Origin of the sequence: Acidovorax sp. SUPP1855 (assembly GCF_030158955.1) — a bacterium.
Classification (GTDB): Bacteria; Pseudomonadota; Gammaproteobacteria; order Burkholderiales; family Burkholderiaceae_C; genus Paracidovorax.
This window is the reverse complement of sequence record NZ_BQXI01000013.1, coordinates 55,473-78,530: the sequence shown is the minus strand read 5'-3', so window position 1 is coordinate 78,530 and position 23,058 is coordinate 55,473. Positions and strand designations below refer to the sequence as shown.

The 23,058-nt window shown below is 69.4% G+C and carries 18 protein-coding genes and 1 pseudogene; 9 read left to right on the top strand and 10 right to left on the bottom strand.

Annotation, left to right across the window (positions count from 1 at the left end; genetic code table 11):
• Nucleotides 1–3: 3 nt before the first annotated feature.
• Genes AVMA1855_RS13380 through AVMA1855_RS13360 form a run of 5 tightly spaced genes read right to left on the bottom strand, consistent with a single transcriptional unit; the run spans nucleotide 4 to nucleotide 2,851 of the window.
• Nucleotides 4–480: a DUF2269 family protein gene (locus AVMA1855_RS13380; RefSeq protein ID WP_284426070.1), complete on the bottom strand. Its 477-nt coding sequence runs from the start codon at nucleotides 478–480 to the stop codon at nucleotides 4–6.
• On the bottom strand, nucleotides 477–845 hold the full coding sequence (locus AVMA1855_RS13375) for a DoxX-like family protein (RefSeq protein ID WP_284426069.1): 369 nt from the start codon (nucleotides 843–845) through the stop codon (nucleotides 477–479). The genes AVMA1855_RS13380 and AVMA1855_RS13375 overlap by 4 nt, the downstream gene beginning before the upstream one ends.
• Nucleotides 842–1,744, bottom strand: coding sequence for an NAD-dependent epimerase/dehydratase family protein (locus AVMA1855_RS13370; protein ID WP_284426068.1), 903 nt, complete (start codon nucleotides 1,742–1,744; stop codon nucleotides 842–844). The genes AVMA1855_RS13375 and AVMA1855_RS13370 overlap by 4 nt, the downstream gene beginning before the upstream one ends.
• Nucleotides 1,745–1,777: 33 nt before the next feature.
• Nucleotides 1,778–2,248, bottom strand: coding sequence for a thiol-disulfide oxidoreductase DCC family protein (locus tag AVMA1855_RS13365; RefSeq protein ID WP_284426067.1), 471 nt, complete (start codon nucleotides 2,246–2,248; stop codon nucleotides 1,778–1,780).
• A 54-nt stretch (nucleotides 2,249–2,302) separates the two neighbouring features.
• Nucleotides 2,303–2,851 carry a GbsR/MarR family transcriptional regulator gene (locus AVMA1855_RS13360; protein WP_284426066.1) on the bottom strand — a complete coding sequence of 183 codons (549 nt, stop codon included), beginning with the start codon at nucleotides 2,849–2,851 and terminating at the stop codon, nucleotides 2,303–2,305.
• Nucleotides 2,852–3,039: 188 nt separating this feature from the next.
• Here AVMA1855_RS13360 and AVMA1855_RS13355 point away from each other — a divergent pair, with 188 nt between their 5' ends.
• Together AVMA1855_RS13355 and AVMA1855_RS13350 are read left to right on the top strand one after the other, a co-directional pair.
• Complete coding sequence (locus AVMA1855_RS13355) at nucleotides 3,040–3,948, top strand: dienelactone hydrolase family protein (RefSeq protein ID WP_272564527.1); 909 nt, start codon at nucleotides 3,040–3,042, stop codon at nucleotides 3,946–3,948.
• A gap of 133 nt (nucleotides 3,949–4,081) precedes the next feature.
• A complete protein-coding gene (locus AVMA1855_RS13350; protein WP_284426065.1) occupies nucleotides 4,082–5,002 on the top strand; it encodes a ZIP family metal transporter in 921 nt (306 codons plus the stop codon).
• Nucleotides 5,003–5,113: 111 nt separating this feature from the next.
• Here the strand turns inward: AVMA1855_RS13350 and AVMA1855_RS13345 are convergent, their stop codons facing one another.
• Together AVMA1855_RS13345 and AVMA1855_RS13340 are read right to left on the bottom strand one after the other, a co-directional pair.
• Entirely contained in the window at nucleotides 5,114–5,860 is a 747-nt protein-coding gene (locus AVMA1855_RS13345) for a LytR/AlgR family response regulator transcription factor (RefSeq protein WP_272564525.1), read from the bottom strand.
• Nucleotides 5,861–5,882: 22 nt separating this feature from the next.
• Complete coding sequence (locus tag AVMA1855_RS13340; RefSeq protein ID WP_284426064.1) at nucleotides 5,883–6,944, bottom strand: sensor histidine kinase; 1,062 nt, start codon at nucleotides 6,942–6,944, stop codon at nucleotides 5,883–5,885.
• 50 nt (nucleotides 6,945–6,994) lie between these two features.
• On the opposite strand from AVMA1855_RS13340, the gene argH reads away from it, so the two are divergent.
• From argH to AVMA1855_RS13325, 3 genes are all read left to right on the top strand, one after another.
• Nucleotides 6,995–8,464 (top strand): argininosuccinate lyase, encoded by a 1,470-nt coding sequence (gene argH / locus AVMA1855_RS13335; RefSeq protein ID WP_284426063.1) that lies wholly within the window; start codon nucleotides 6,995–6,997, stop codon nucleotides 8,462–8,464.
• 84 nt (nucleotides 8,465–8,548) lie between these two features.
• Nucleotides 8,549–9,514: a Bug family tripartite tricarboxylate transporter substrate binding protein gene (locus AVMA1855_RS13330; RefSeq protein WP_502870334.1), complete on the top strand. Its 966-nt coding sequence runs from the start codon at nucleotides 8,549–8,551 to the stop codon at nucleotides 9,512–9,514.
• Nucleotides 9,515–9,597: 83 nt separating this feature from the next.
• Entirely contained in the window at nucleotides 9,598–11,073 is a 1,476-nt protein-coding gene (locus AVMA1855_RS13325; protein ID WP_284426061.1) for a rhomboid family protein, read from the top strand.
• 118 nt (nucleotides 11,074–11,191) lie between these two features.
• Here the strand turns inward: AVMA1855_RS13325 and AVMA1855_RS13320 are convergent, their stop codons facing one another.
• Nucleotides 11,192–12,532 carry a tetratricopeptide repeat protein gene (locus tag AVMA1855_RS13320; protein WP_284426060.1) on the bottom strand — a complete coding sequence of 447 codons (1,341 nt, stop codon included), beginning with the start codon at nucleotides 12,530–12,532 and terminating at the stop codon, nucleotides 11,192–11,194.
• Between the two features lie 113 nt (nucleotides 12,533–12,645).
• Here AVMA1855_RS13320 and AVMA1855_RS13315 point away from each other — a divergent pair, with 113 nt between their 5' ends.
• Nucleotides 12,646–13,476, top strand: coding sequence for an SGNH/GDSL hydrolase family protein (locus AVMA1855_RS13315; RefSeq protein ID WP_284426059.1), 831 nt, complete (start codon nucleotides 12,646–12,648; stop codon nucleotides 13,474–13,476).
• A gap of 194 nt (nucleotides 13,477–13,670) precedes the next feature.
• On the opposite strand, the pseudogene opgC reads toward AVMA1855_RS13315, so the two are convergent.
• Nucleotides 13,671–14,645, bottom strand: a pseudogene (gene opgC, locus AVMA1855_RS13310) (OpgC domain-containing protein); the annotation flags it as partial.
• Nucleotides 14,646–14,888: 243 nt separating this feature from the next.
• Here opgC and AVMA1855_RS13305 point away from each other — a divergent pair.
• The 3 genes from AVMA1855_RS13305 (at nucleotide 14,889) to AVMA1855_RS13295 (ending at nucleotide 22,488) form a co-directional block, all read left to right on the top strand.
• On the top strand, nucleotides 14,889–20,870 hold the full coding sequence (locus tag AVMA1855_RS13305) for an alpha-2-macroglobulin family protein (RefSeq protein ID WP_284426058.1): 5,982 nt from the start codon (nucleotides 14,889–14,891) through the stop codon (nucleotides 20,868–20,870).
• Between the two features lie 30 nt (nucleotides 20,871–20,900).
• Nucleotides 20,901–21,248 (top strand): STY0301 family protein, encoded by a 348-nt coding sequence (locus AVMA1855_RS13300; protein WP_487089372.1) that lies wholly within the window; start codon nucleotides 20,901–20,903, stop codon nucleotides 21,246–21,248.
• Nucleotides 21,249–21,504: 256 nt separating this feature from the next.
• Nucleotides 21,505–22,488 carry a TRAP transporter substrate-binding protein gene (locus AVMA1855_RS13295; RefSeq protein ID WP_284426057.1) on the top strand — a complete coding sequence of 328 codons (984 nt, stop codon included), beginning with the start codon at nucleotides 21,505–21,507 and terminating at the stop codon, nucleotides 22,486–22,488.
• Here the strand turns inward: AVMA1855_RS13295 and AVMA1855_RS13290 are convergent.
• Nucleotides 22,472–22,951 carry a hypothetical protein gene (locus AVMA1855_RS13290; protein ID WP_284426056.1) on the bottom strand — a complete coding sequence of 160 codons (480 nt, stop codon included), beginning with the start codon at nucleotides 22,949–22,951 and terminating at the stop codon, nucleotides 22,472–22,474. The two genes, AVMA1855_RS13295 and AVMA1855_RS13290, sit on opposite strands and share 17 nt — an antisense overlap.
• Nucleotides 22,952–23,058: the final 107 nt, after the last annotated feature.

The window sequence follows — 23,058 nt, the reverse complement described above, 5'->3', positions numbered from 1 at the left end:
CGATCAGCCCCACAGCGCGGGCTTGTGCACCATCAGGAAGAACACGGCCAGCATGGCCACGAAAGCCGGGTAGCCCAGCGCCTCCCACCAGCGTGCATAGCGGGTGTAGAGCGCCGGCATCGGCGTGCCTTGCGCGGCGGCGTCCCGTGCCATGGCAGCCATGCGCCACTGCAGCCACAGCACCGGCAGCCAGCACAGGCCCGCCAGGGCATACAGCGCGATCGAGGTGGCCAGCCATGGCGTGGACAGCGGCCAGCCGGCCATCATCGCCATGGCGATGCCGGTCACCGGCTGCACGATGCCGGCCGGCGTGGTGAACCACGTGTCGGCCCGCACCACCAGCCGCGACACCACGGCCTGGGCGGCCACGCTGCCGCTGCGGTTGGCGAAGAACAGGTAGAACGCCGAGCCGAAGCCGGTGCCCACCAGCAGCACGCTGGACAGGATGTGGATCCATTTGAGTGCGAGATAGGTGTTCATGTGCGTGGTGCTTTCAGCAGGACGACGAGGATGGCGGCAATGGGCAGGTTCTTGAGCAGCGGCCCCAGCGGGTCCAGCCACAGCGCGGGCAGCAGCACCGTGGCGACCACCGTCATCACGCCCATCAAGGCCAGGGCCAGGGCATCGGTGGCCCGGCCGGGGCGCAGCCACAGCGCGAGACCGATGGCCGTGTCGGCGGCGATGCCGCCCCACACCAGCGCCTGGATCCAGGCTTCGCTCTGCAGCCCGCCACGCACCAGCAAATCGCGGCCCTGGCCTTGCGATTCGATGGCACTGGCCAGAGCGGTGCCCAGCCACACCAGGACGAGGCTGGTGCGCAGCCAGCGGGTGGTTTCGGCGTTCATCGTGCGGACGGCGCCCAGGCGCTTTCGACCAGATGGCGGTAGTGCGTCGCTTCATGGCCCAGCAGGCGCCGCAGCGCGGCCGGGTCTGCCGTGTTGTCGCTGCCCAGCAAGGCGAGCGTTTCGCTGCACCAGGGCAGGGCCGGCACCTGGTCGCCCAGGCGGGCGCTCAGGTGGCTGAGCGCATCCGGCAGGCGCAGTACGCGGGCGGGCCCGTGGCCCGATTGCTGGCGCAGGCTGGCGATCAGTTCGGCCATGGGCACCGCCTCGGGCCCGCTGCATTCGATGAGTCCGGTCGTGTCCAGCGCGGGGCCCATCAGCGTGGCCACCGCATCGGCCAGATCGTGAACCGCCACGGGCTGCACGCGGGCCTGCAGCACCGGCCCGGGCAGCACCAGCACCGGCAGGCGTGCCAGGTTCATGAAGAGCGCGCTGCTGGCGCCACCCCGGCCGAACACGATGCTGGGCCGCAGCACCACGCCCGACACGGCCCCTTGTGCGGTCAGACCGAGCAGGTGGGTGTCGGCCGCGCGTTTGGTGGTGGCGTAGCGTGTGGCGCTGCCGGCAATGCCCAGCGCCGAGATCTGCACGATGCGCCGCACGCCGGCCTGGGCGCAGGCGTCGAACAAGGCCACCGGCGTGTGCTGGTGCAAGGCGTCGATGGGGCGTGCGCGGGTGTCGCGCAGCACGCCGACGGCATTCACCACCGCGTCGATGCCTGCCAGGCGCGGCAGCCATGCGGGGGGCGCCGTGTCGTGCGCGAAATCCATGGCGACCTGGCCGGGGCGGCCTGCCGCGCGGCGCGGCGAGACGCCGCCATGCACGGTGTGGCCCGCACGTTCGAGCGCGCGTTGCACCGCGCGGCCGATGAATCCGGTGGAACCGGTGAGAAGGATGTGCATGGAACTGCTCCGTGAAAGGTGTAAGGGGCGTCGTCAGAGCCGGCACTGGTCGTCGCCCGGCCCGCAGCGGCGGGCAGCAGCCCGGCGGGCGGCCGCGCCGCTGGCCTTCTCGAACAGGCCGTGCACCAGCCACTGCGGCAGGCGATAGCGGTTGCGGGCCAGCACCGGGTACACCCGGTCGGCCAGCGGCCCGATGATGGGCCAGCGGGTGGCGGCGGTCAGCCACCCCAGGCCCACGGCCTCGTAGGCCGCGCGGAACACCGCGACGCCGCGCAGCAGCCGGCCGTCGGCCTGGCGCGCATGGATCAGGGTGAGCAGGTTGTCCCGGGTGGTGCCTGCCGGCGGCCCTTCGAAGTCCGGTGCCCACACGTCGGCAAAACGCAGCAGGCCGCCGGTGTTGCGCAGCATCAGGTTGCCCATCTCGGCAGCGCACAGGCGGCAGCGCGAGTCGTAATAGAGGGTGAGGGGATAGATGGCGGGGTTGGGGGTGGCTGCGGCATTCATGTTCAATCCTTCCGAAATTTCATTCAAAACAGAAACATCAGGGCAAAAAAAGGCCTAGTTCGAGGATGCCTTGTCGGCCGCTCCGCCGCGCACGAACTTCTGCACGCTGGCCCCCAGGCGCAGCACCTTGTCGAGCGTGGCGGGGGACAGGCGCAGCATTTCGTCGGCCCACACCCCCAGCGAATCCATGAGGTGCAGCGTCTCGCGCACGCGGTCCTGGGCATCGGCGGTTTCGCTGGCGAAGTCGGGGCGGGCCACCAGTTCGCGCAGCATGCGCACGGTGGGGTCGAACTCGCGCTCCTTGCGTTCGCGCACCACGGTGCGAAACAGCTCCCACACGTCGGTGGAGGTTTCGAAATAGTCGCGCCGGTCGCCCAGCACGTGGGTGGTGCGGATGAGGTTCCAATTGAGCAGCTCCTTCAGGCTGTTGCTGGCGTTGGAACGGGCCACGCCCAGCGTCTCGCAGATTTCCTCGGCATGCAGCGGGCGGCCATGGAAGAAGAGCAGCGCGTGGATCTGGGCCACGGTGCGGTTCACGCCCCAGGCGGTTCCCATCTCTCCCCAGTGGACCACGAAGCGTTGGGCGATGTCGGTCAGTTGCATGGGGGCAGTTTAGGTTTTCTTTTATTTCTGTCAAGACAGAAATAAAAGCTGCGCCATCACTACACCTTCGCTGCCCGACCCTGGGCGAACGGCGGCAAACCCGTTCAGCCCTGCGGGTCATGCCGCCACGCGCCGCAGGCCCTAGACTCTTGCGCTGCCGATCCTTTCACCCAACCAGGAGCCAGACCATGCTGCGTGATGACCTCAAGACCGATTTCGACGCCCTCTTGCCGGGCCAGAGCACCGAGGCGGGAGCCACCCGCCGAACCGCGATGCGCGTGGCCCTGGGCGCCGGCTTCGGCGTGGGCTATGCCGCCGCAGCCATGCCCGTGATGGCGCAGACCGCGATCCAGACGCCCGCGGACGGGCTCACGGCGGGCAAGGTCAGCATCGAGGTCAACGGCTTCAAGGTGCCGGCCTACCGCGCCGCGCCCGCCGGCAAGACCGACCTGCCGGTGGTACTGGTGATCCAGGAGATCTTCGGCGTGCACGAATACATCGCCGACACCTGCCGCCGTTTCGCCAAGGCCGGCTACCTGGCCATCGCCCCCGAGCTGTATGCCCGCCAGGGCGATCCGCTCCAGTACACCGAAGCCGCCAAGCTGATGAGCGAGTTGGTCTCCAAGGTGCCCGATGCGCAGGTGCTCGCCGATCTGGACGGCACCGTGAAGTGGGCGGGCGAGAACGGTGGCGACCTGAAGAAGGTCGGCATCACCGGTTTTTGCTGGGGTGGCCGCATCACCTGGCTGTACGCCGCCCACGGCCCCGTCAAGGCGGGCGTGGCCTGGTACGGCCGGCTGGTGGGGCAGGCCAGCGAGCTCACGCCCAAGCACCCGGTGGACATTGCCCCGATCCTCAAGGCGCCGGTGCTGGGCCTGTACGGCGAAAAAGACAGCGGCATCCCCCTTGACACGATTGATAAGATGAAAGCGGCTCTCCAGACCGGCTCCGCCGCCGCCAAGGCGTCGCAGTTCGTCGTGTACCCCGACGCGCCCCATGCCTTCCATGCCGACTACCGGCCCAGCTTCCGCAAGGAAGCGGCCGAGGACGGATGGAAGCGGGCGCTGCAGTGGTTCAAGACACACGGCGTGGCCTGAGAGACCATCGCCGGCGGCGTTCCTGCCCCAGCGGTCCCGCCAAAGCCCTTCGGGGCTTTTTTTGCGCGCCGGGCGCGCCGAATCGATTCGATACAAAAGGCCGACAGGCCTTGCAGGGAAAGCACGAGAAGCCATGACTTTGGTAGCAATCATCCTGGCCACGCTGGCGGCCGGCATCGGCAGCGTGTGGGTGGCCGCCCTGTTGATGCGCGCGGGGCTGGGCGACGGCCGGCGCGGCGTGGGGCCGCAGCACCTGCTGAGCCTGGCGGCCGGCGCGCTGCTGGCCACGGCCTTCATGCACCTGCTGCCCGAGGCGTTCGAGAGCCAGGCCGGCGCGCACGACCTGTTCGCCACGCTGCTGGTGGGGCTGGTGTTCTTCTTTCTGCTCGACAAGGCCGAGCTGTGGCACCACGGGCACGAGCATGGCCACGGACACGGACACGGACACGGACACGGACACGGACACGGACACGGACACGGACACGGACACGGACACGGACACGGCCATGCGCATTCGCACGGGCATGCCCATGGCCATACGCAGGGGCACGGCCATGTTCATGACCACGCACACGCCCATGCCGAAGGCGAAGCGCGCCGCGGTGGCGGTGGCTGGGCGCTGCTCACGGGCGACAGCGTGCACTGCTTCGGCGACGGCATCCTGATCGCCTCGGCCTTCATGGCCGACCTGCGCCTGGGCGTGGTAGCGGCCCTGTCGGTGCTGGCGCACGAGGTGCCGCACCACATGGGCGACCTGGTGGTGCTGCGCCAGGCCAGCGCCAACCGCCGCATGGCGCTGCTGAAGGTGTCGCTGGCCGGCGCGGTGACCGCGCTGGGCGGGGTGGTGGGGTACTTCCTGGTCGGCGAGCTGCAGGACTGGCTGCCTTACTTCCTGGCCATCGCCTCCAGCAGCTTCATCTACGTGGCGCTGGCCGACCTGATCCCGCAGCTGCAAAAGCGCCTGAGCGCGGGCCAGACGGTGGCGCAGATCGCCTGGCTGGTGGCGGGGATGACGGTGGTCACGCTGGTGAGCGGCATGGCCCACGCGCACTGACCGGCTGTGGAGCCCCGGTGCGGTGGCGCGTCAGGGCCTGGGTTTGCTATTAAATCAATAGCGGTATGCCGGCGGTTTGATTGTGCTGGCGGCCCAAAACACCCTCGGTCTTCAGCCGGCCAGCTCTTCGCGCACGGCCGCCACCTGCCGGCGCGACACGGCCAGCAATTCGGTCAGCCCGTGCAGCCGCACGGCCCAGCCTTCGCCCTCCTCGGGGTCGTAGTGCTTTTCCAGCGCCCGCACCGCGCGGCGGGCCACCAGCGCGTTGCGGTGGATGCGCAGGAAGCGGTCGCCATGGCGCGCCTCCAGCTCGCTCAGCGAGCCGTCCAGGATGTAGCTGCGCACGGCGGTGCGCACCGTCAGGTATTTCTGCTCGGCCTTGAAGTACAGCACCTCGGCCAGCGGCACGCGCTCGGTGCGGCCCCGGTCCTGGATCAGCAGGGTCTCGCCATCGGGAATGGGCGCCGTGGGCGCGGGCGGGGCGCCCGGGTGCCGGGCGCGCAGGGCCTTGCCCAGGGCTTTTTCCAGCCGCTCGCGCCGCACGGGCTTGGTGAGGTAATCCACCGCGTCCAGCTCGAACGCGCTCACGGCGTGGTCCGCATGGGCCGTCACGAACACGATGGCCGGCGGGTAGGGCAGGGTGCGCATGGCATGGGCCAGGGCCAGACCGTCCTGCCCGGGCATGTGGATGTCCAGCAGCACGGTGTCGAAGGCGCGGCCGCCCGAGGGCTGCAGCTGCGCCAGCGCGTCGGCGGCGTTGGCGGCCTCGGCGGCGGTGTGCCGCGCGTCGCAGTCGGCCAGCAGGGTGCGCAGGCGGCTGCGGGCCAGGGCTTCGTCGTCAACGATCAGGATGTGCATGGCAGGGGCGAAGGGGGAAAGGTCAGGACCGCGCGGGCAACGAAATGCGCACCTGGTAGCGGCCATTTTGCATGCCGGCGCTGAACTCGCACTGCACGTCGTGCAGCAGCCGCAGGCGGTCGCGCACGTTGGCCAGCGCAATGCCGTGGCCGCGCGGCCTGCCGCCTTCGCGCTGCGGCGCGGCGGGCACGGTGTTGGTGATGACCACGATCACGCGGCTGCCGCGCAGCTCGGTCACGATGCGCAGCCGCCCGCCCGTGGCGCTCGGCTCCACGCCGTGCTTGACTGCGTTTTCCACCAGCGGCTGCAGCAGCAGCGGGGGCAGGCGGGCACCGTCGGCGCGGGCGTCCAGCGACCACTGCACGCGTAGCCGTTCCTCGAAGCGCACCTGCTCGATGTCCAGGTAGCGGCGCGCCAGGGTGATCTCTTCGCCCAGCGTGGCCGACTCGCCCTGGTCCACCAGCGCGTGGCGGAACAGGTCGCTCAGGTCCTCCAGCAGCGCCTCGGCCTTGGCCGGTTCGGCCCGCACCAGGGCGATGGCGCTGTTGAGCGTGTTGAACAAAAAATGCGGGCGGATGCGCGACTGCAGCTCCGACAGCCGCGCCGTGGTGGCCGCGGGCGTGCGGGCGCGGGCGCGCAGCACCAGCGCCGCCACCAGCGCCGCCGACAGCAGCGCGCCGCTGGCGGCACTGGCCAGCCAGGGCGGGTCGGCCGCCACGCCCACCAGCGCGAGCATGCCGCAGGCATACAGCCCGGACAGCGTGCCCAGCGCCACGCCCGCCGCGTATTGCAACGCCACCGGCAGGCGCTGCAGCACGGTCTTCAGGCTGCAGGCGGTGACCAGCCAGGCCAGCGTGGCGGGCAGGGCGCCGCCCGTCAGCAGCGACAGCCGGCCGAGCCATTCCAGGGGCGTGGCGGTGTTGAAGAGGGCGCCCACGCCCAGCACTGCCTCCACGAAAAGCACCGCGCGCAGGATCACCCCGACATGGCAGGCGTCGAACACCAGCACCCGCCGGCCCAGGGGCTGGCGGTGGTCTTCGGTCAGGGCCTGCGGCCGGGTCGATAAAATTTGCGTCTCTTGCATTGCGGCATCCGGGTGTTCCGGGTGTCTGAACCACCGGATTATTGCCCTCCATGTCCACCAGCCCCGCCTCCAGCCCAGCGTCCGCCCCCTCCCACAACCAGCTCGACACCAAGGCACAGGCCTGGTCGGCGCTGTTTTCCGAGCCCATGAGCGACCTGGTCAAGCGCTACACGTCGAGCGTGTTCTTCGACAAGCGCCTGTGGCAGGCCGACATCGCCGGCAGCCTCGCGCATGCCGACATGCTCTCCGCGCAGGGCATCATCTCGGCCGCCGACCACGCCTCCATCCAGCGCGGCATGGCGCAGATCAAAGAGGAGATCGAATCCGGCGCCTTCGAGTGGAAGCTCGACCTGGAAGACGTGCACCTGAACATCGAGGCGCGCCTCACGCAACTGGTGGGCGACGCCGGCAAGCGCCTGCACACCGGCCGCAGCCGCAACGACCAGGTGGCCACCGACGTGCGCCTGTGGCTGCGCGGCGAGATCGACCTGATCGCTGATCTGCTGAAAGAACTGCAGGTGTCGCTGGTCGACGTGGCCGAGCAGAACGTGGAGGTGATCCTGCCCGGCTTCACCCACCTGCAGGTGGCGCAGCCGGTGAGCTTCGGCCACCACATGCTGGCCTACGTGGAGATGTTCGCGCGCGATGCCGACCGCATGGCTGACGTGCGCCGCCGCGTCAACGTGCTGCCGCTGGGCGCCGCCGCCCTGGCGGGCACGACCTACCCGCTGGACCGCGAGCGCGTGGCGAAAACCCTGGGCATGGACGGCGTGTGCCAGAACAGCCTGGACGCCGTGAGCGACCGCGACTTCGCCATCGAGTTCACCGCCGCCGCCAGCCTGTGCATGGTGCACGTGAGCCGCCTGTCGGAAGAACTCATCATCTGGATGAGCCAGAACTTCGGTTTCATCAAGATCGCCGACCGCTTCACCACGGGCTCGTCGATCATGCCGCAGAAGAAGAACCCCGACGTGCCCGAACTGGCACGCGGCAAGACGGGCCGCGTGGTCGGCCACCTGATGGGCCTCATCACGCTGATGAAGGGCCAGCCCCTGGCCTACAACAAGGACAACCAGGAAGACAAGGAACCGCTGTTCGACACCGTGGACACGCTGAAGGACACGCTGCGCATCTTCGCCGAGATGGTCGGCGGCCAGCCGAACCCGGCCACGGGCAAGAAGGAAGGCGGCATCACCGTCAACGCGCCTGCCATGGAGCAGGCCGCACTGAAGGGCTACGCCACCGCCACCGACCTGGCCGACTACCTCGTCAAGAAGGGCCTGCCGTTCCGCGATGCGCACGAGACCGTGGCCCATGCCGTGAAGGCCGCCGTGTCGCACAACGTGGACCTGTCGGAGCTGCCCCTGGCCGTGCTGCAGGGCTTTCACCCGCAGATCGAGAAGGACGTGTTCGACGCCCTCAGCCTGCGCGGCTCGCTCAACGCCCGCAACACGCTGGGCGGCACCGCGCCGGCCCAGGTGCGCGCCCAGTTGGCCCGCCACCGCGCCCGCCTGGCCTGATTGCTGCTCACCTCACCCCGTCCGCACACTTTCACGGAGCCCACCATGCATCGTTCTTCCTCGCGCCGCCACTGGGTCTTGCGCATGGCCCGCGCCGCGGTCTGGGTGGGCGCCACGGCGGTCGCCGCCGTGGCCTCGGCCCAGACGCCGCCGGCCGGCCCGCCGATCCGCATCCTGGTGGGCTTTCCGCCGGGCGGGGGCACCGACGCGATCGCGCGGCTGCTGTCCGACAAGCTCAAGGACGAGCTGGGCGCCCCGGTGGTGGTGGACAACCGCCCCGGCGCGGGCGGGCAGATCGCCGCCCAGGCCCTCAAGGCCGCGCCGGCTGACGGGCACACCGTGTTCCTGTCGCACGACCACACCATCTCCATCCTGCCGCAGGTGGTCAAGCACCCGGGCTACGACCCCGTGCACGACTTCGTGCCGGTCGGCGGCGTGGCCACCTTCGTGAATGCCTTCGCCGTGTCCGGCGCGTCGCCGGCCAGGTCGTTCAACGACTACGTGCAGTGGGTCACCACCCAGGGCGGGGGCAAGGGCGCGGTGGGCATCCCGGCCCCGGCCTCCACGCCGGAGTTTCTGGTCAAGCTCATCGGCGAGAAGTACCGCATCGATCTGGTGGCGGCGCCATACCGCGGCAGCGCGCCCATGATCGCCGACATGCTGGGCAACCAGATTCCCGCCGGGGTGGCCTCGGTGCAGGACTTCATCGAAAACCACAAGGGCGGCAAGGTGCGCGTGCTGGCCGTGCTGGGCACCCAGCGCCAGGCCGCGCTGCCGGACGTGCCCACGTTCGATGAACTGGGGCTCAAGGGCTTCGAGGACCTGCCTTACTACGGCTTCTACGCGCCCACCGGTACGCCGGCTGCGTTTGTCACCCGCTTCTCGCAGGCGCTGGCCAAGGTGGTCGCCCAGCCCGACGTGAACCGGCAGCTCACGGCCCTGGGGCTAACGGTGGCGTCGATGACGCCCCAGCAGCTGGCGGCGCGCCAGCAGGCCTACACCCAGGCCTGGACGCGCATCATCCAGCGCAGCGGCTTCGTGCCCCAGTGAGGGTTGCGTGCTTTCCTGCCGCGGCGCCGCAGGCCCGCGCGCGGGGCCCGGCGTTGCCCGCCTTGAGGTGACGCAGGCCCGCCATGTTCTATGCCATCCCGCTGGACAACCGCCCCACCTGGCGCAACCCGCCATGGATGACGGTGCTGATCATCCTGGTCAACCTGCTGGTCTTCTGGGGCCCGCAGCGCTGGGAGGCCAAGGCCGTGGACCGGGCGGCGCAGGTCTATCTGGACAGTCCCTTGCCCGGCATCGAACTGCCGCCTTTCGTGCAGTGGCTGAAGGACTCCGGCCACCGCGATGCCGAGCAGGCGCGGCGCATGCTGGCAGCGCACCGGGAGCATGCGCTGCTGCGGTGGATGGAGCACGAAGAAGGCTTTCAAAAGCGGCTGCACGCCGGCCTGGTGGTGCGCGCGGACGACCCGCAGTACGCCGACTGGAAGGCCGCCCGCGCCCGGTATGAGGCGGCGCTGCCCGAGCCCTTCACCCGCCGCTGGGCGCAGAGCTACGAAAAGGACGCGCCCCCGCGGCCCGTGACCTGGATCACCGCCGCTTTCCTGCATGCCAGCACGGGCCACCTGCTGGGCAACATGGTGTTCTTGTTCCTCTTCGGCTTTTCGGTCGAGCTGGCCCTGGGGCGGTGGCGGTACTTGGCCTTCTACCTGCTGGGGGCCGTGGGCGGGTCGCTGATGGCCGGGTGGGCCTACGCGGGTCAAGGCAGCTACGGCCTGGGGGCGTCCGGTGCGGTGTCGGCCCTCATGGGCATGTACGCGGTGCTGTACCGGCTGCGCCGCGTGCGGTTCTTCTACCAGCTGTTCTTTTATTTCAACTACGTCACCGCGCCCGCCCTGCTGCTGTTGCCGGCGTGGATCGCCAACGAGTTGCTGCAGCACTGGCTCAGTGGCCGGGGCGTGGCCTACATGGCCCACCTGGGCGGGCTGCTGACGGGCGCCGCGCTGATGTGGGGCGCCGGGCTGTTACGGCGCAAGGCGATCGAGGCACCCCCGCCCGAGGCGCCGGCCGAGCCGGACCACGGCTTCGATGCCCATGTGGCCCAGGCCCGGCAGTCGGCCCAGGCGATGCAGTTCGAGCGGGCCCTGGTGCAGTGGCGGGCGGCGGCGCAGTTGCGCCCGCGCGATGTGCCGGTGCTGAGCGCGTGGTTCAAGACCGCCAGCCTGTGGCCGGCGGGAGAGGATTTTCACCGCGCCGCCCGCCGCATCTTCCGGCTGCCGGGGCAGGACGCCGCCACGCTGGACTTCCAGCACGCCAGCTACCGCACCTACCTGGACCACGCCCGGCCCAGCGCCCGCCTGGTGCCCGACGACATGGCGGGCCTGGCGCGCCGCTTTGTGCGCGCGGGCCAGTGGAGCGACGCCGAGAAGCTGCTCACGGCCCTGCACCGCACCGCGCCGCAGCATGCGGCGCTGGGCGAGCTGGTCGGCATGCTGGTCACGGCGCTGCTGCAGTCCGGGCGGCGCGAGCAGGCCATGGCCTGGCTGCCGCAGTTGCAGCAGCTGGCACCCGGCAGCGCGCCGCTGCGGCTGCTCGAAGGCCGGTAGGGCGGGCCGCCTGCCAAGCAACCCTGGATTTGAAGCAAAAACCCGTTCCAGCGCAATCAGTACTAGGGCGTATTGCTATTAATTAAGTAGCAAATCGATGGCGCCTGCCTGCGTCGCCTCAAGGCGTGGAGGGCGCTTCGCCGCCTGCCGCCGCCGGCTGCGGCAAATGGGCGCGCAGCAGCCATTGCACCTCCGGCACCGAAGGGCTGTCCGCATGCCGCGCCTGCAGGGTGGCGAGCACCTTCAGGGCCATGTCGGGGCGGTTCATGCCCTGCAGCAGCACGCGGGCGACCAGTTCGTAGGCCTTGGGCACCAGCGCATGCCCCTTGAAGCGCCGGTCGAACCCGCCCAGCAGCGCGATGGCCTGCTTCGCATCGCCGCCGTTCCACGCGGTGTTGGCCAGGGCCAGGGTGTGGCCCGGGTCCGAAATCACGAACTGGGCGTCGCGCTCGCGGCAGGTAAGGAACGCCTTGAGCGCCTCGGTCGTCTGGCCCGCGTTCAGCAGCAGCGGGATGAAGCGCTGGGCATGCAGCAGCAAGGTGTCGGTCTTGTCGGTCAGCGCCAGCACGCGGTGGTAGCGGCGCTGGGCGGGCAATTCATCCCCATGCATGCGCTGGTCTTCGTAGGCCGTGCCCAGGGCACCGGCCAGGTCGCCGTCGGTGATCTGCTGGGCCACCAGCGCATCGGTCGCCTCCTGCGCGATCTGCCGGGGCGTGCGCCGGTCCGGCGGGGCATCGTCGTCCAGACCGCCGCCGGGCAGCAGGTCGATGCCGAAGGCCTCGTGGTTCTGGTACATGGCGTAGCCCAGCAGGCTGCACATCACCCATCCGAAGTAGATGAACAGCCAGTTGCCCAGGGGCAGCAGGAGCCAGCCCTTGAACAGCGGCATCAGCAGCGCCAGCGCGATGGCCGCGCCCTGGCTGAGCAAAAACAGGAAAAAGCACAGCAGACCATAGGGCCAGCCGATGATCCGCACCACGCCCCAGGCGGCGGCGGGGTTCAGCGACGCGAACAGGCTGCCCGTCTGCACCAGCAGGATCATGGTGGCCGGCAGCAGGAAGCTCACGGCCAGCCAGGCGAGTTCCGCCAGGCCCGTGCTGACCCGCTGCAGCCAGCCCACCACGATGCCCTGCACGAGCAGGATGCCGAACAGCTTCCAGGGCAGGGCGGTCCACTCGTCGTCCAGCCGGTCGGGGAAATCCTCGGCGCGCTGCAGGCCGCGCGAGCCCATCGCCACCACCTTGAAGCCGTAGCGTGACGCGGCCAGCAGGATGCCGACCTCGATGAGCAGCACGGCCAGTACGTCCGGCAGGAAGAACAGCACGCCGTACAGCATGCTGCACACGGCCAGCACGGTGCTGTAGAACAGCGGCTTGCGCTGCAGGGGGAAAGCGAAGAACTGGTTGAGCCGGTGCCAGAACGGCACGGGGCCCGCTGGGGCCTGGGAAGCGGAAGACATGTCGATGGAAACCCGGCGGCCGGTGTTGGTGTAAATTTGTAAAAATTGTATGCTTGCGGAACGCAGGCCAGCACAATCGCTCACACGCCGCTGCAGTCCTTTTTGGAGTCGCCATGCATTCTCTTCGGGCTTTCCCGACGCGTTCCCTTGTGACCCTGGCCCTGGCCTGTGCGGGATTCGCCGCCCAGGCGACCCCCGCCGACTCTACCGCGCCGTCGGCTGCCGCCACATCGCCTTCGGCCTATGCGCGCTGGCAGTCCAGCATGGACGCCTTCGCCGCCGCGGACAAAGAGCGCCTCCCGCAGGCCGGCGGCGTTCTCTTCGTCGGCAGCTCGACCATTCGTTTCTGGACCGACGTGGCGGAGGACTTCCGCCAGTTGCCCGTGGTGATCAACCGCGGCTTCGGCGGCTCCACCATGGCGGACTGCAATCATTTCGTGAAAAACCTGGTGCTCCAGTACCGCCCGCGCCATGTGATGGTCTATGCCGGCGACAACGATCTGGCCGAGGGCCGCACGCCCGAGCAGATCCTGGAGAGCTTCCGGTCCTTCGTGCAGACGGTACGCACCGAACTTCCCGACACCCGCATCAGCTACATCTCCATCAAGCCCAGCCCTTCGCGCGTGGCGCTGATGCCCCAGATGCAGCAGGCCAACGCCCTGCTGGCGCAGTACGTGCGCACGGTGCCCAACAGCGACTACATCGACGTCTTCTCGGCCATGCTCGATGCCTCCGGCCAGCCGCGCGCGGAGCTGTTCGGCCCCGACCGCCTTCACATGAACGATGCCGGCTACGACCTGTGGCGCACGGTGATCGGCGCGTTCGTGGCGCCGGCCCCCGCGATGCGGGCGGGCGGCGCTTCGCCCACCGCCACGGCCGCCATGCCTGCCGCCACGGTGGCCACCGGCAACCCCGCGATGGTGCGGGTGAGCACCGGGCGCTGAGCCGCATTCAGGTCGTCCCGGCCGGCACTGGCGCCGCATGGCGGCAGTGCGCCGCTGGCCCCCGCGGCTGAGAGGCCGCCGCCGGCATCGGGTGCGGGCTGCACCGGGCGACCATCGTCGTTGGGCGGCTTGTCCACCCACAGGCTCACGCGGGCCACGGCATAGAGGGTGGCAAAACAGGCGATCAGCAGGGCGATGTCCTGCGGCCAGGGCCGCTCGTAGTCCGCCCCCATGAAGACCAGCGTGAGCAGCACCACCACCAGATGGGCGCAGAACACCGGCAGCGAGGCCGCGCCCAGGGTTTCCAGCCAGTGCTGGCGCGGCAGCTTCGCCGCCAGCATCGGCCCGAAGCGGATGGTCAGCGCCGTGAGGGCCATCAGGTCGATCAGGCGCAGCGGGCCCAGGGCCCATTTGTCGAACAGCAGGTTGAGCTGCGGGTTGGCGTCTCCGAACGGCACCTGGCCGACCACATGCCGCCACACCATGCACACCACGGCGATGGCGCCGGCCACCCACAGCGACCAGCGCGGGAACTCGAACGGCGGCGCCTCGGGGTCGTTGCGGCTCGCGCCCATCCACAGGCCCAACACCCACAGGAACTGCCAGCTCCACATCACGAAGGCGCCGGTTTCGGTGAAGGGGATCGGCATGGGCAGCACCGCCGCGAAGCCGTCATAGAACCAGCGCGACAGCCCGAACTGCGCCAGCAGCCACAGCAGCACGCTGCCGGCCATGATCGGCGCCCAGCCGCGGCGCAGCGCGAACGTCATCAGCCAGGGGCTGGCCAGCATGAACAGCACGTACAGAGGCAGGATGTCCAGCAGCGGCGGTTCGTACACCAGCAGCAGCCCGCCCACCAGGGCCTCCAGCGGGTGCAGCAGGTAGAAGGTCATCATGCCCTTTATGGCGGGCTCGTCCACGCGGATGCCGATGAAGGCGATCACCGTGAACAGGAACAGCAGCGTGGCCGCCTGGCAGCCGTAGATCTTGAGGGCACGGCGCCAGAAGGCCTGGCTCATGTCCGCCACGGTCTTGCGCCAGGCGAGCCGGCCGTAGACCATGCCGGCCATGTACGCCGAGAGCAGCACGAAGCCCTCGGCCGCCGAGACGAAGCCGAACGGCTGACCGAGCGGCTGCGTGAGCCGGGTGGGCAGGTGCGTGACGGTCATCAGGGCGAGCATCAGGCCCCGGACGGCATCGATTTCCCAGCGGCGGGTGGAGGAGGGGGGTGGCATGGGCGCGCCCGGGGTGGAATTGAAAACATTCTCACGGAGCGAGGTGGGCGGGCGGTGTAGGCCATTTACAACTGCGTCACTGCGCTGGTGGTTCGCCGCCTGCCGATGGGCTACGCTGCCGGGTTCGAAAGGGTGCCGGTCCGTTGGGCCGGGCCCGTCGCCGTTTTTGCAAAAGCCATGACAACAACAACGCATTCCTTCCGCGCCCTGGCGCTGGCCTTGGCTCTGGGCGCGGCCGCCCAGGCCCACGCCCTGTCCATCATCAGCTTCTCGCCCCAGGGCGAGGTGTCCCGCGTCCGGCAGGCCGTTGCCAAGTTCGACGGCCCGGCGGTCAATTTCGGCGACCCCAAGGCCCCGGCCCCGCTCTCCGTGAGCTGCTCCGACGCCGAAGCCGGCCAGGGCACGGGCCGCTGGACCAGCGAGCGCGAATGGGTCTACGACTTCAAGGGCGACCTGCCGCCCGGCGTGCGCTGCACGGCCCAGGTGAAGTCGGGGTTCAAATCGGCCGCCGGCGCCGAGCTGTCGGGCACGAAGAGCTATGCATTCAATACCGGCGGCCCATACGTCCAGAACATCCGCCCCGGCACCTATCAGCCCATCGACGAAGAGCAGTTCTTCATGCTGCAGCTGAACGGCCCGGCGACCCTGGCCAGCGTGCAGGCCAACGTCTGGTGCGTGGCCGACGGCGTGGGCGAGCGGGTTCCGGTGCGCCTGATCGAAGGCGCCCAGCGCGAGGGGCTGCTGGCCTCCCAGGGCCTGGACAAGACAGCCGCCAAGGAGCCGCTCAAATACGTCACCCTGGCCTGCAACCGGCGACTGACCTCTGGCGGGCGGGTGCAACTCGTCTTCGGCAAGGGCGTGGCCACGCCGAGCGGCGTCGGCAACACCATCGAAAAGCGCTACGAGTACAAGGTGCGCGAGCCGTTCGCCGCCGATTTCCGCTGCGAGCGCGAGAACGCCCAGTCGGCCTGCCTGCCGATCCGCCCGATGTTCCTGTCGTTCAACGCACCCGTGCCGCGCAAGCTGGCCGAGGCGGTGCGCCTGCGCTCGGACAAGGAAACGCTCAAGCCCCGGATCGACGGCGAGGGCGATGGCGACACCGTGGTGAACGGCGTGCGCTTCAACCCGCCCTTCACGGCGCAGACGGCTTTCACGGTGCAGTTGCCCAAGGACTTCAAGGACGCCTCGGGCCGCACGCTGCGCAATGCCGACAGCTTCCCGCTCAAGGTGGGCACGGGCGCCATGCCGCCCCTGGCCAAGTTCGCCGCTTCGCCGTTCGGTGTGGTCGAGCGCTACGCGGAGGGCCCCAAGGAGCCCGCCTTGCTGCCCGTGACCTTGCGCAACGTCGAGGCCGCGCTCAAGGTCCAGGGCCTGGAGGCCGGCAAGCCCGCCGATGGCGCGGCGCCCGCCAAGGTGAGCACCCTGCAGCCCGGCAGCGACGCCGACATCATTGCCTGGTACCGCAAGGTGCGCCGCTACGACGGCTACCTGGTGAGCCGCAAGAGCGCCCGCCGCGACGTGAAGGGCGCGCTGCCTGCTGCGCTGGAGAGCGACAGCAGCGAGTACGTGCAGTCGCGCATGGTCTCGCTGCTGTCCGGCCAGGGTGGCGTGAAGACGCTGGACCTGCCCAAGCCGGTCAACAACGACCCGCGACCCTTCGAGGTGGTGGGCATTCCGCTGCCCACGGGCTTCCATGTGGTGGAGATCGCCTCGCCGCTGCTCGGCAAGTCGCTGCTGGACGAACGCCACGGCGAAGGCCGCACCATGTACGTGCGCACTTCGGCGCTGGTGACCAACCTGGGGGTGCATTTCAAGCTCGGCCGGGAGAATTCGGCCGCCTGGGTGACCACGCTGGACAAGGGCCAGGTGGTGGCGGGCGCCAAGGTGCGCGTGTCCGACTGCAACGGCCGCGAACTGGCCACGGGCACGACCAACGCGCAGGGCGTGGCGCTGTTCGACGGCCTCTCGCCCGAGCCGCCGTCCTGCCAGGGTGACGACGGCGGCGAGCAGGCTTACTTCGTGAGCGCGCGCGCTCCGGGCGCCGATGGCGCGCAGGACATGGCCTTCACCTTGAGCGACTGGCAGCGCGGCATCGAGCCCTGGCGCTTCAACCTGCCCACCAGCATGGAGCCCCGCCCCGACGAGCGGGCCCACACCGTGTTCGACCGCACGCTGCTGCGCGCCGGCGAAACCGTCTCGATGAAGCACCTGCTGCGCACCGAGAACCGCAAGGGCTTCGGCCTGCCGGACGAGCAGCCCGACACCCTGGTCATCACCCACGTGGGCAGCGGCCAGCAATACACGCAGGACCTCACCTGGCGCAAGACCGCCACGGGCGGCTTGAGCGCCGAGAACACCTTCGCCGTGCCACCCGCCGCCAAGCTCGGCGTGTACCAGGTGCAGTTGCAGGGCGGCTCGCACAGCCGCAACAGCTTCGAGTCGGGCCAGTTCCGGGTCGAGGAGTTCCGCCTGCCCGTGCTGGAAGGCCGCATCACGCCCACCGACAAGAAGCCCCTGGTGCGCGTGCGCTCGGTGCCCACCGACGTGCAGGTGAACTACGTGGCCGGTGGCGGCGCCGCCAACCTGCCCGTGCGCGTGTCGGCGCTGGTGCGCGGAAAATCCGCCCAGTGGAGCGATTTCGACGCCTTCAGCTTCATGCCGCCCAACCAACGCGGCGCGCAGTCGCAAAGCCACAGCGACGACGAAGAAGCGGCCGCCGGCCAGGACGCCCGCGTCATCGCCGACAAGCTGGCGCTGACGCTGGACAAGAACGGGGCCGGCAAGCTGGCCATCGACAACGTGCCCCTGGCGCGCCGGCCGCAGGAGCTGGTGCTGGAGGCCACCTACGCCGACCCGAGCGGCGAGGTGCAGACGCTGCGCAGCACCCAGACCCTCTGGCCCGCGGCCGTGGTGGCCGGCATCAAGACCGAAGGCTGGGTCTCCGCCGCGCAGAAGATCCGCTTCCAGGCGCTCGCGCTGGGGCTGGACGGCAAGGTGCAGGAGGGCGTTCCGCTGCAGGTGCAGGCCATCGCCCGCATCACCACCACCAGCCGCAAGCGCATGGTGGGCGGCTTCTACAGCTACGACAACAAGACCGAGACGAAAGACCTGGGCACCGTCTGCACGGGCAAGAGCGATTCGCGCGGCCTGCTGCTGTGCGAGACCAAGCTCGAAGAAGCCGGCGAAGTGGAGCTCGTGGCTACCGCGCGCGACAAGGACGGCAACACGTCCGAGGCGGCCTCATCCGTCTGGGTCACGCGCCAGGGCGAGATCTGGTTCGGCGGCGAAGACCACGACCGCATCGACCTGCTGCCCGAAAAGAAAACCTACCAGCCCGGCGAGACCGCCAAGCTGCAGGTGCGCATGCCGTTCCGCCACGCGACGGCGCTGGTGAGCGTGGAGCGCGAAGGCATCATCGACACGCGCGTGGTGCAGCTCAACGGCCAGGACCCGACCGTGCAGGTCAAGATCGAGGAGGGCTGGGGCCCCAACGTCTACGTGAGCGTGCTCGCCCTGCGCGGCCGCCTGCGCGAGGTGCCGTGGTACAGCTTCTTCACCTGGGGCTTCAAGGCGCCGACCGAGTGGTGGAGCGCCTTCTGGTACGAGGGCAAGGAATACGTCGCGCCCACCGCCATGGTCGATCTGTCCAAGCCCGCCTACCGCCTGGGCGTGGCCGAGATCCGCGTGGGCACGCAGGCGCACCAGATCCAGGTGAAGGTGGTGGCCGACAAGGAAAGCTACCCCGTGCGCGGCAAGGCGCAGGTCACCATCACCGCCACGCTGCCCGGCGGCAAGCCCGCGGCCGGCGCCGAGGTGGCCCTGGCCGCCGTGGACCAGGCGTTGCTGGAGCTGATGCCCAACACCAGCTGGAACCTGCTCGATGCCATGCTGCAGCGCCGTTCCTGGGGCGTGCAGACCTCCACCGCGCAGATGGAAATCATCGGCCGGCGCCATTACGGCCGCAAGGCCGTGCCAGCGGGCGGCGGGGGCGGCCACAGCCAGGCGCGCGAGTTGCTCGACACGCTGCTGCTGTGGCAGCCCGCGATCCAGCTCGATGCCAACGGCCAGGCCAAGGTGACCGTGCCGCTCAACGATGCACTCACCACGTTCAAGATCGTGGCTGTCGCCGATGCCGGCACGGGCTTGTTCGGCACCGGTGCGACCCAGATCCGCGCCACGCAGGACCTGCAGATCATCAGCGGCCTGCCACCGCTGGTGCGCGAGGACGATCAGTTCCGCGCTCAGATCACCCTGCGCAACACGACCCAGGCCGCCATGAAGGTGGAGGTGGCCGCCCGCGCCACCCTGCTGCAGCTGGACACGCAGAGCGTGGACATCCCGCCCGGCGAATCCCGCGAGGTGGCCTGGACCGTGACCGCCCCCGCGCAGCTGGCGCAGACGCGCACCGAGGCCATCCTGTGGGAGATCGAAGCCCGCGACACGGCGGGCGCCAACGGCGCGCGCGACGCGCTCAAGGCCACCCAGCGCATCATCCCCGCGGTGCCGCTCACGGTGCAGCAGGCCACGCTGGTGCAGGTGGACGGCAGCTTCAACCTGGACGTGAACCCGCCGGCCGATGCGCTGCCGGGCCGCGGCGGGCTGAAGATGTCGCTGCAGCCCAAGCTGGCCGAAGGCCTGCCGGGCGTGCGCGACTGGTTCGCCAACTACCCCTTCGCCTGCCTGGAGCAAAAGACCAGCAAGGCCGTGGGCCTGCGCGACGGCACCCTCTGGCAGACCGTGGTGGCGCAATTGCCCACCTACCTGGACGCCGATGGCCTGGCCAACTACTTCCCGCCCCAGGCCGGCAGCGCCAACCGGGGCAGCGACACGCTCACCGCCTACTTGCTGTCGGCGGCGCACGAAGCCTCCAGCCTGCATCCCGAGTTCGCCCTTCCGGACGAAGCCCGTGCCGCCATGGAACGCGGGCTGACCGCGTTCGTGGAAGGGCGCATCCAGCGCGACTTCTGGAGCCCGCGCAAGGACCTGGACATGCGCAAGATCGCGGCCATCGAGGCGCTGTCGCGCTACGGCAAGGCCTCCGGCCGCATGCTGGGCAGCGTCACCATCGCGCCCAACCAGTGGCCCACGCACACGGTGATCGACTGGCTGAACATCCTCAAGCGCGTGAACGACGTGCCCCAGCGCGACCAGCGGCTGGCCGAGGCCACGCAGGTCCTGAAGGCCCGCCTGAGCTACCAGGGCACCAAGCTCATCTTCAGCACCGAGCGCGACGACTACTGGTGGTGGCTGATGCAGAACGGCGACGTCAACACCGCCCGCCTCATGCTCGCGGTGATGGACGACCCGGCCTGGAAGGACGACATGGGCCGCCTGGCCAACGGCTTCATCAGCCGCCAGCAGAACGGCGCATGGCACACCACCACCGCCAACCTGTGGGGTGGCCTGGCGCTGGAGAAATTCAGCGCCAAGTTCGAGGCCACGCCCGTCGCGGGCGTCACCCGCGCGGCCCTGGGCAGTGGCAACGCCAGCGTGGACTGGGCGAAGGTCGAGCGCGTGAAGGCGAGCGACGCCACGGGCGCGGCGCACCAGACCACCTGGTTCGGCGCACCCGCATCGCCCGGCAACTTCAAGAACAACAGCATGTTCCTGCCCTGGTCGGCCACGGGTGGCAAGGAGAACCTGGCGGTCACCCACCAGGGCACCGGCAAGCCATGGCTCACGCTGCAGTCGGTCGCGGCCATCCAGCTCAAGGCGCCGTTCGCGGCCGGCTACGCCATCAAGAAGACCATCACCCCGGTCGAGCAGGCCGTGCCCGGCAAGTACACGCGCGGCGACGTGCTGCGCGTGACGCTGGAGGTGAACGCCAGCGCCGACATGACCTGGGTGGCCCTGACCGACCCGATCCCGGGCGGCGCCACCATCCTGGGCAGCGGCCTGGGGCGCGATTCCGAGATCGCCACGCAGGGCGAGAAGCGCTCGGGCAGCGCCTGGGCGGCCTTCGAGGAGCGCAGCTTCGAGGCCTACCGCAGCTACTACGAGTACCTGCCCAAGGGCACCATCAAGGCGGAATACACCGTGCGGCTGAACAACGTGGGCGACTTCGCGCTGCCCCCGAGCCGCGTGGAAGCCATGTACGCGCCCGAGATGTTCGGCGAGACGCCCAACGCCCGGGTGAAGGTGGAAGCCGCCGCCCGCTGAGCGGGCTGTGCGCGCTGCACACGATTGCCCATGCCATGGGCCCGGCCGATCCTGGGTGTGCTGCTGTTCGCCGCAGCCAACGGCGGCATGCCGACCTCGCAGGCCGCCGGGGTCTGCCCAGCGCAACCCGGCCAGCCCTTGCGGCAGGTCGATGTGTTCGACGGCCCGGTCGAAGACCTGGCAACCCTGGTGCCCGACGTCGCGAAGGAGCGCGCGGGGCACTGGCAGCTCGGGTACGTGTATGCGGCGGGGCGCACCGTCAACGTGCGCTGCCATTACGCCGATGCGCGCACGGTGGATGTTGAATTGACCCAGAAAGTGGAACGCTGCGACTACCGCATCGACGCCCGCAAGACGCTCGATCTGCGCTGCAAGTAAACCGTTCCATGAAGCCGTTCGAGAAGCCGGCGCGGCAACGTTAAGCGCCTGGGCTATCACATCCCGCTCCCCTCGCCAACTGCCCCTTTCGAGCGGTTGTGGTTTGCCCGTCGCACCTCCCGTGCGAAGCGCTTGCTACGGCTGAGCCCCCCTCGGAGAATGCGCAGGCCATGCCGGCGCGCCCCCAGCGAAATGCGCTGCCAGGGCACGATGCCGTGCTGGCGGACAGGCATTTTTCGAACACTTGGGGGACACGATGCGCAAGATAAATTTTCCGATGCTTGCATCGGCGGCGGTGATGGCCATGGCGGCGTCGGTACCCGCGGGGGCCCAGACGCCGCTGCGGGCCTGGAACACCCACCCCGACGGCTACCCGGTCACCGAGGCGATGAAAAGCTTCATCAGCGAGGTGGAAGCCTCCACCCAGGGCCGCTACACCATCAAGCTGTTTTCCGATGCGGTGCTGGGCGATCAGGGCAAGGCGGTCACGATGATGAAGGCCGGCGAGATCGACTTGGCCGAATTCAACCTGGGCCCGCTGGCCGAGGCCGCACCCGGCCTGCAGGCGTTCAACCTGCCCTTCCTGTTCGGCGATGCCGCCCACATGTTCCGCTACCTCGACGGCGCCATGGGCGAGCGCCTGTCCGAGAAGCTGAAGGCCTCCGGCTTCGTGGTCCTGGGCTGGTACAACGGCGGCGCGCGCTCGTTCTACTGCGCTAACAAGCCGATCACCCGGCGTGAAGACCTGGCCGGCCAGCGGGTGCGCGTGCAGCAGTCGGAAACCTCCATCGAGATGGTGAAGCTGCTCGGCGCCACCCCCGTGGTCGTCCCCTACAAGGAAGTGCTCGACAGCTTTCGCAACGGCACCATCGATTGCGCCGAGGGCAACCTGGTCTCCTACGAATCGACCGGCCACTACAAGCTGGCCAAATACATGCTGCTGGACCAGCACACCATCTCGCCCGAGGCCCTGGTGGTGTCCACCAAGCTCTGGAACCGGCTGAGCGCGCAGGACCAGCAGGCTTTCCAGAAAGCGGGCAAGGCCTCCGCCGTGCTGATGCGCAACCTGTGGGAAAAGCGGGTGGTCTCGGCCCGTGCGAATGTGGCCAGGGAAGGCGTGCAGTTCGTGACTGTGTCCGACTTCTCTCCCTATGTGCGCCGCATGGCGCCGCTGTACAAGAAGTACACCGACAACCCCGACGTCCGGGGCGATCTGCTCACCATCATCTCCAACCAGTGAGCACCGCACGGCCCCGGCGCAGGGTGCCCGGGGCCGGGAGCGGGCCTGCTACTGGACGACGGTGGCGCGCGGCGTGCCGTGCACGCACGGTCCGCCGGCCCTTGAGCAGCGCGATCAGAACGTGGACCCCGAAGGCAACCGCCAGCAAGATCACGGCGCCCAGGCCCCACAAGGCCCAGGCCAGCACGGTCACGGCGCCGGCCAAGGCGGGCACGGTGTCCAGCGCCGCCTGAACCATCGGGCCGGCGGAGGCGATCATGGCCGCCAACTCCCGGGCCAGCTCGGGCGGTATCCAGCCCCTGATCCACTCCGGCAGCACCACGGCATTCATGGCAGACGTGCCCCCGGCCAGCGCGCCTGCGCTGGACACCGCCCAGACCGCCATGGCATGCATGCCCCAGCAGGCCAGCGACCAAAGGGCGAGAAGCGATAGAGAGAGAAACCAGCTGATGGCATAAAACATGGAGGTTGTCCTTTCGAATGGGCGAGCGCCCAGTATGGCCAAGGCGGCATTCGATGGACACCAGCTTTTATCGAACATAGCATTCGGTTTTTCCGATCCGGAGGCTG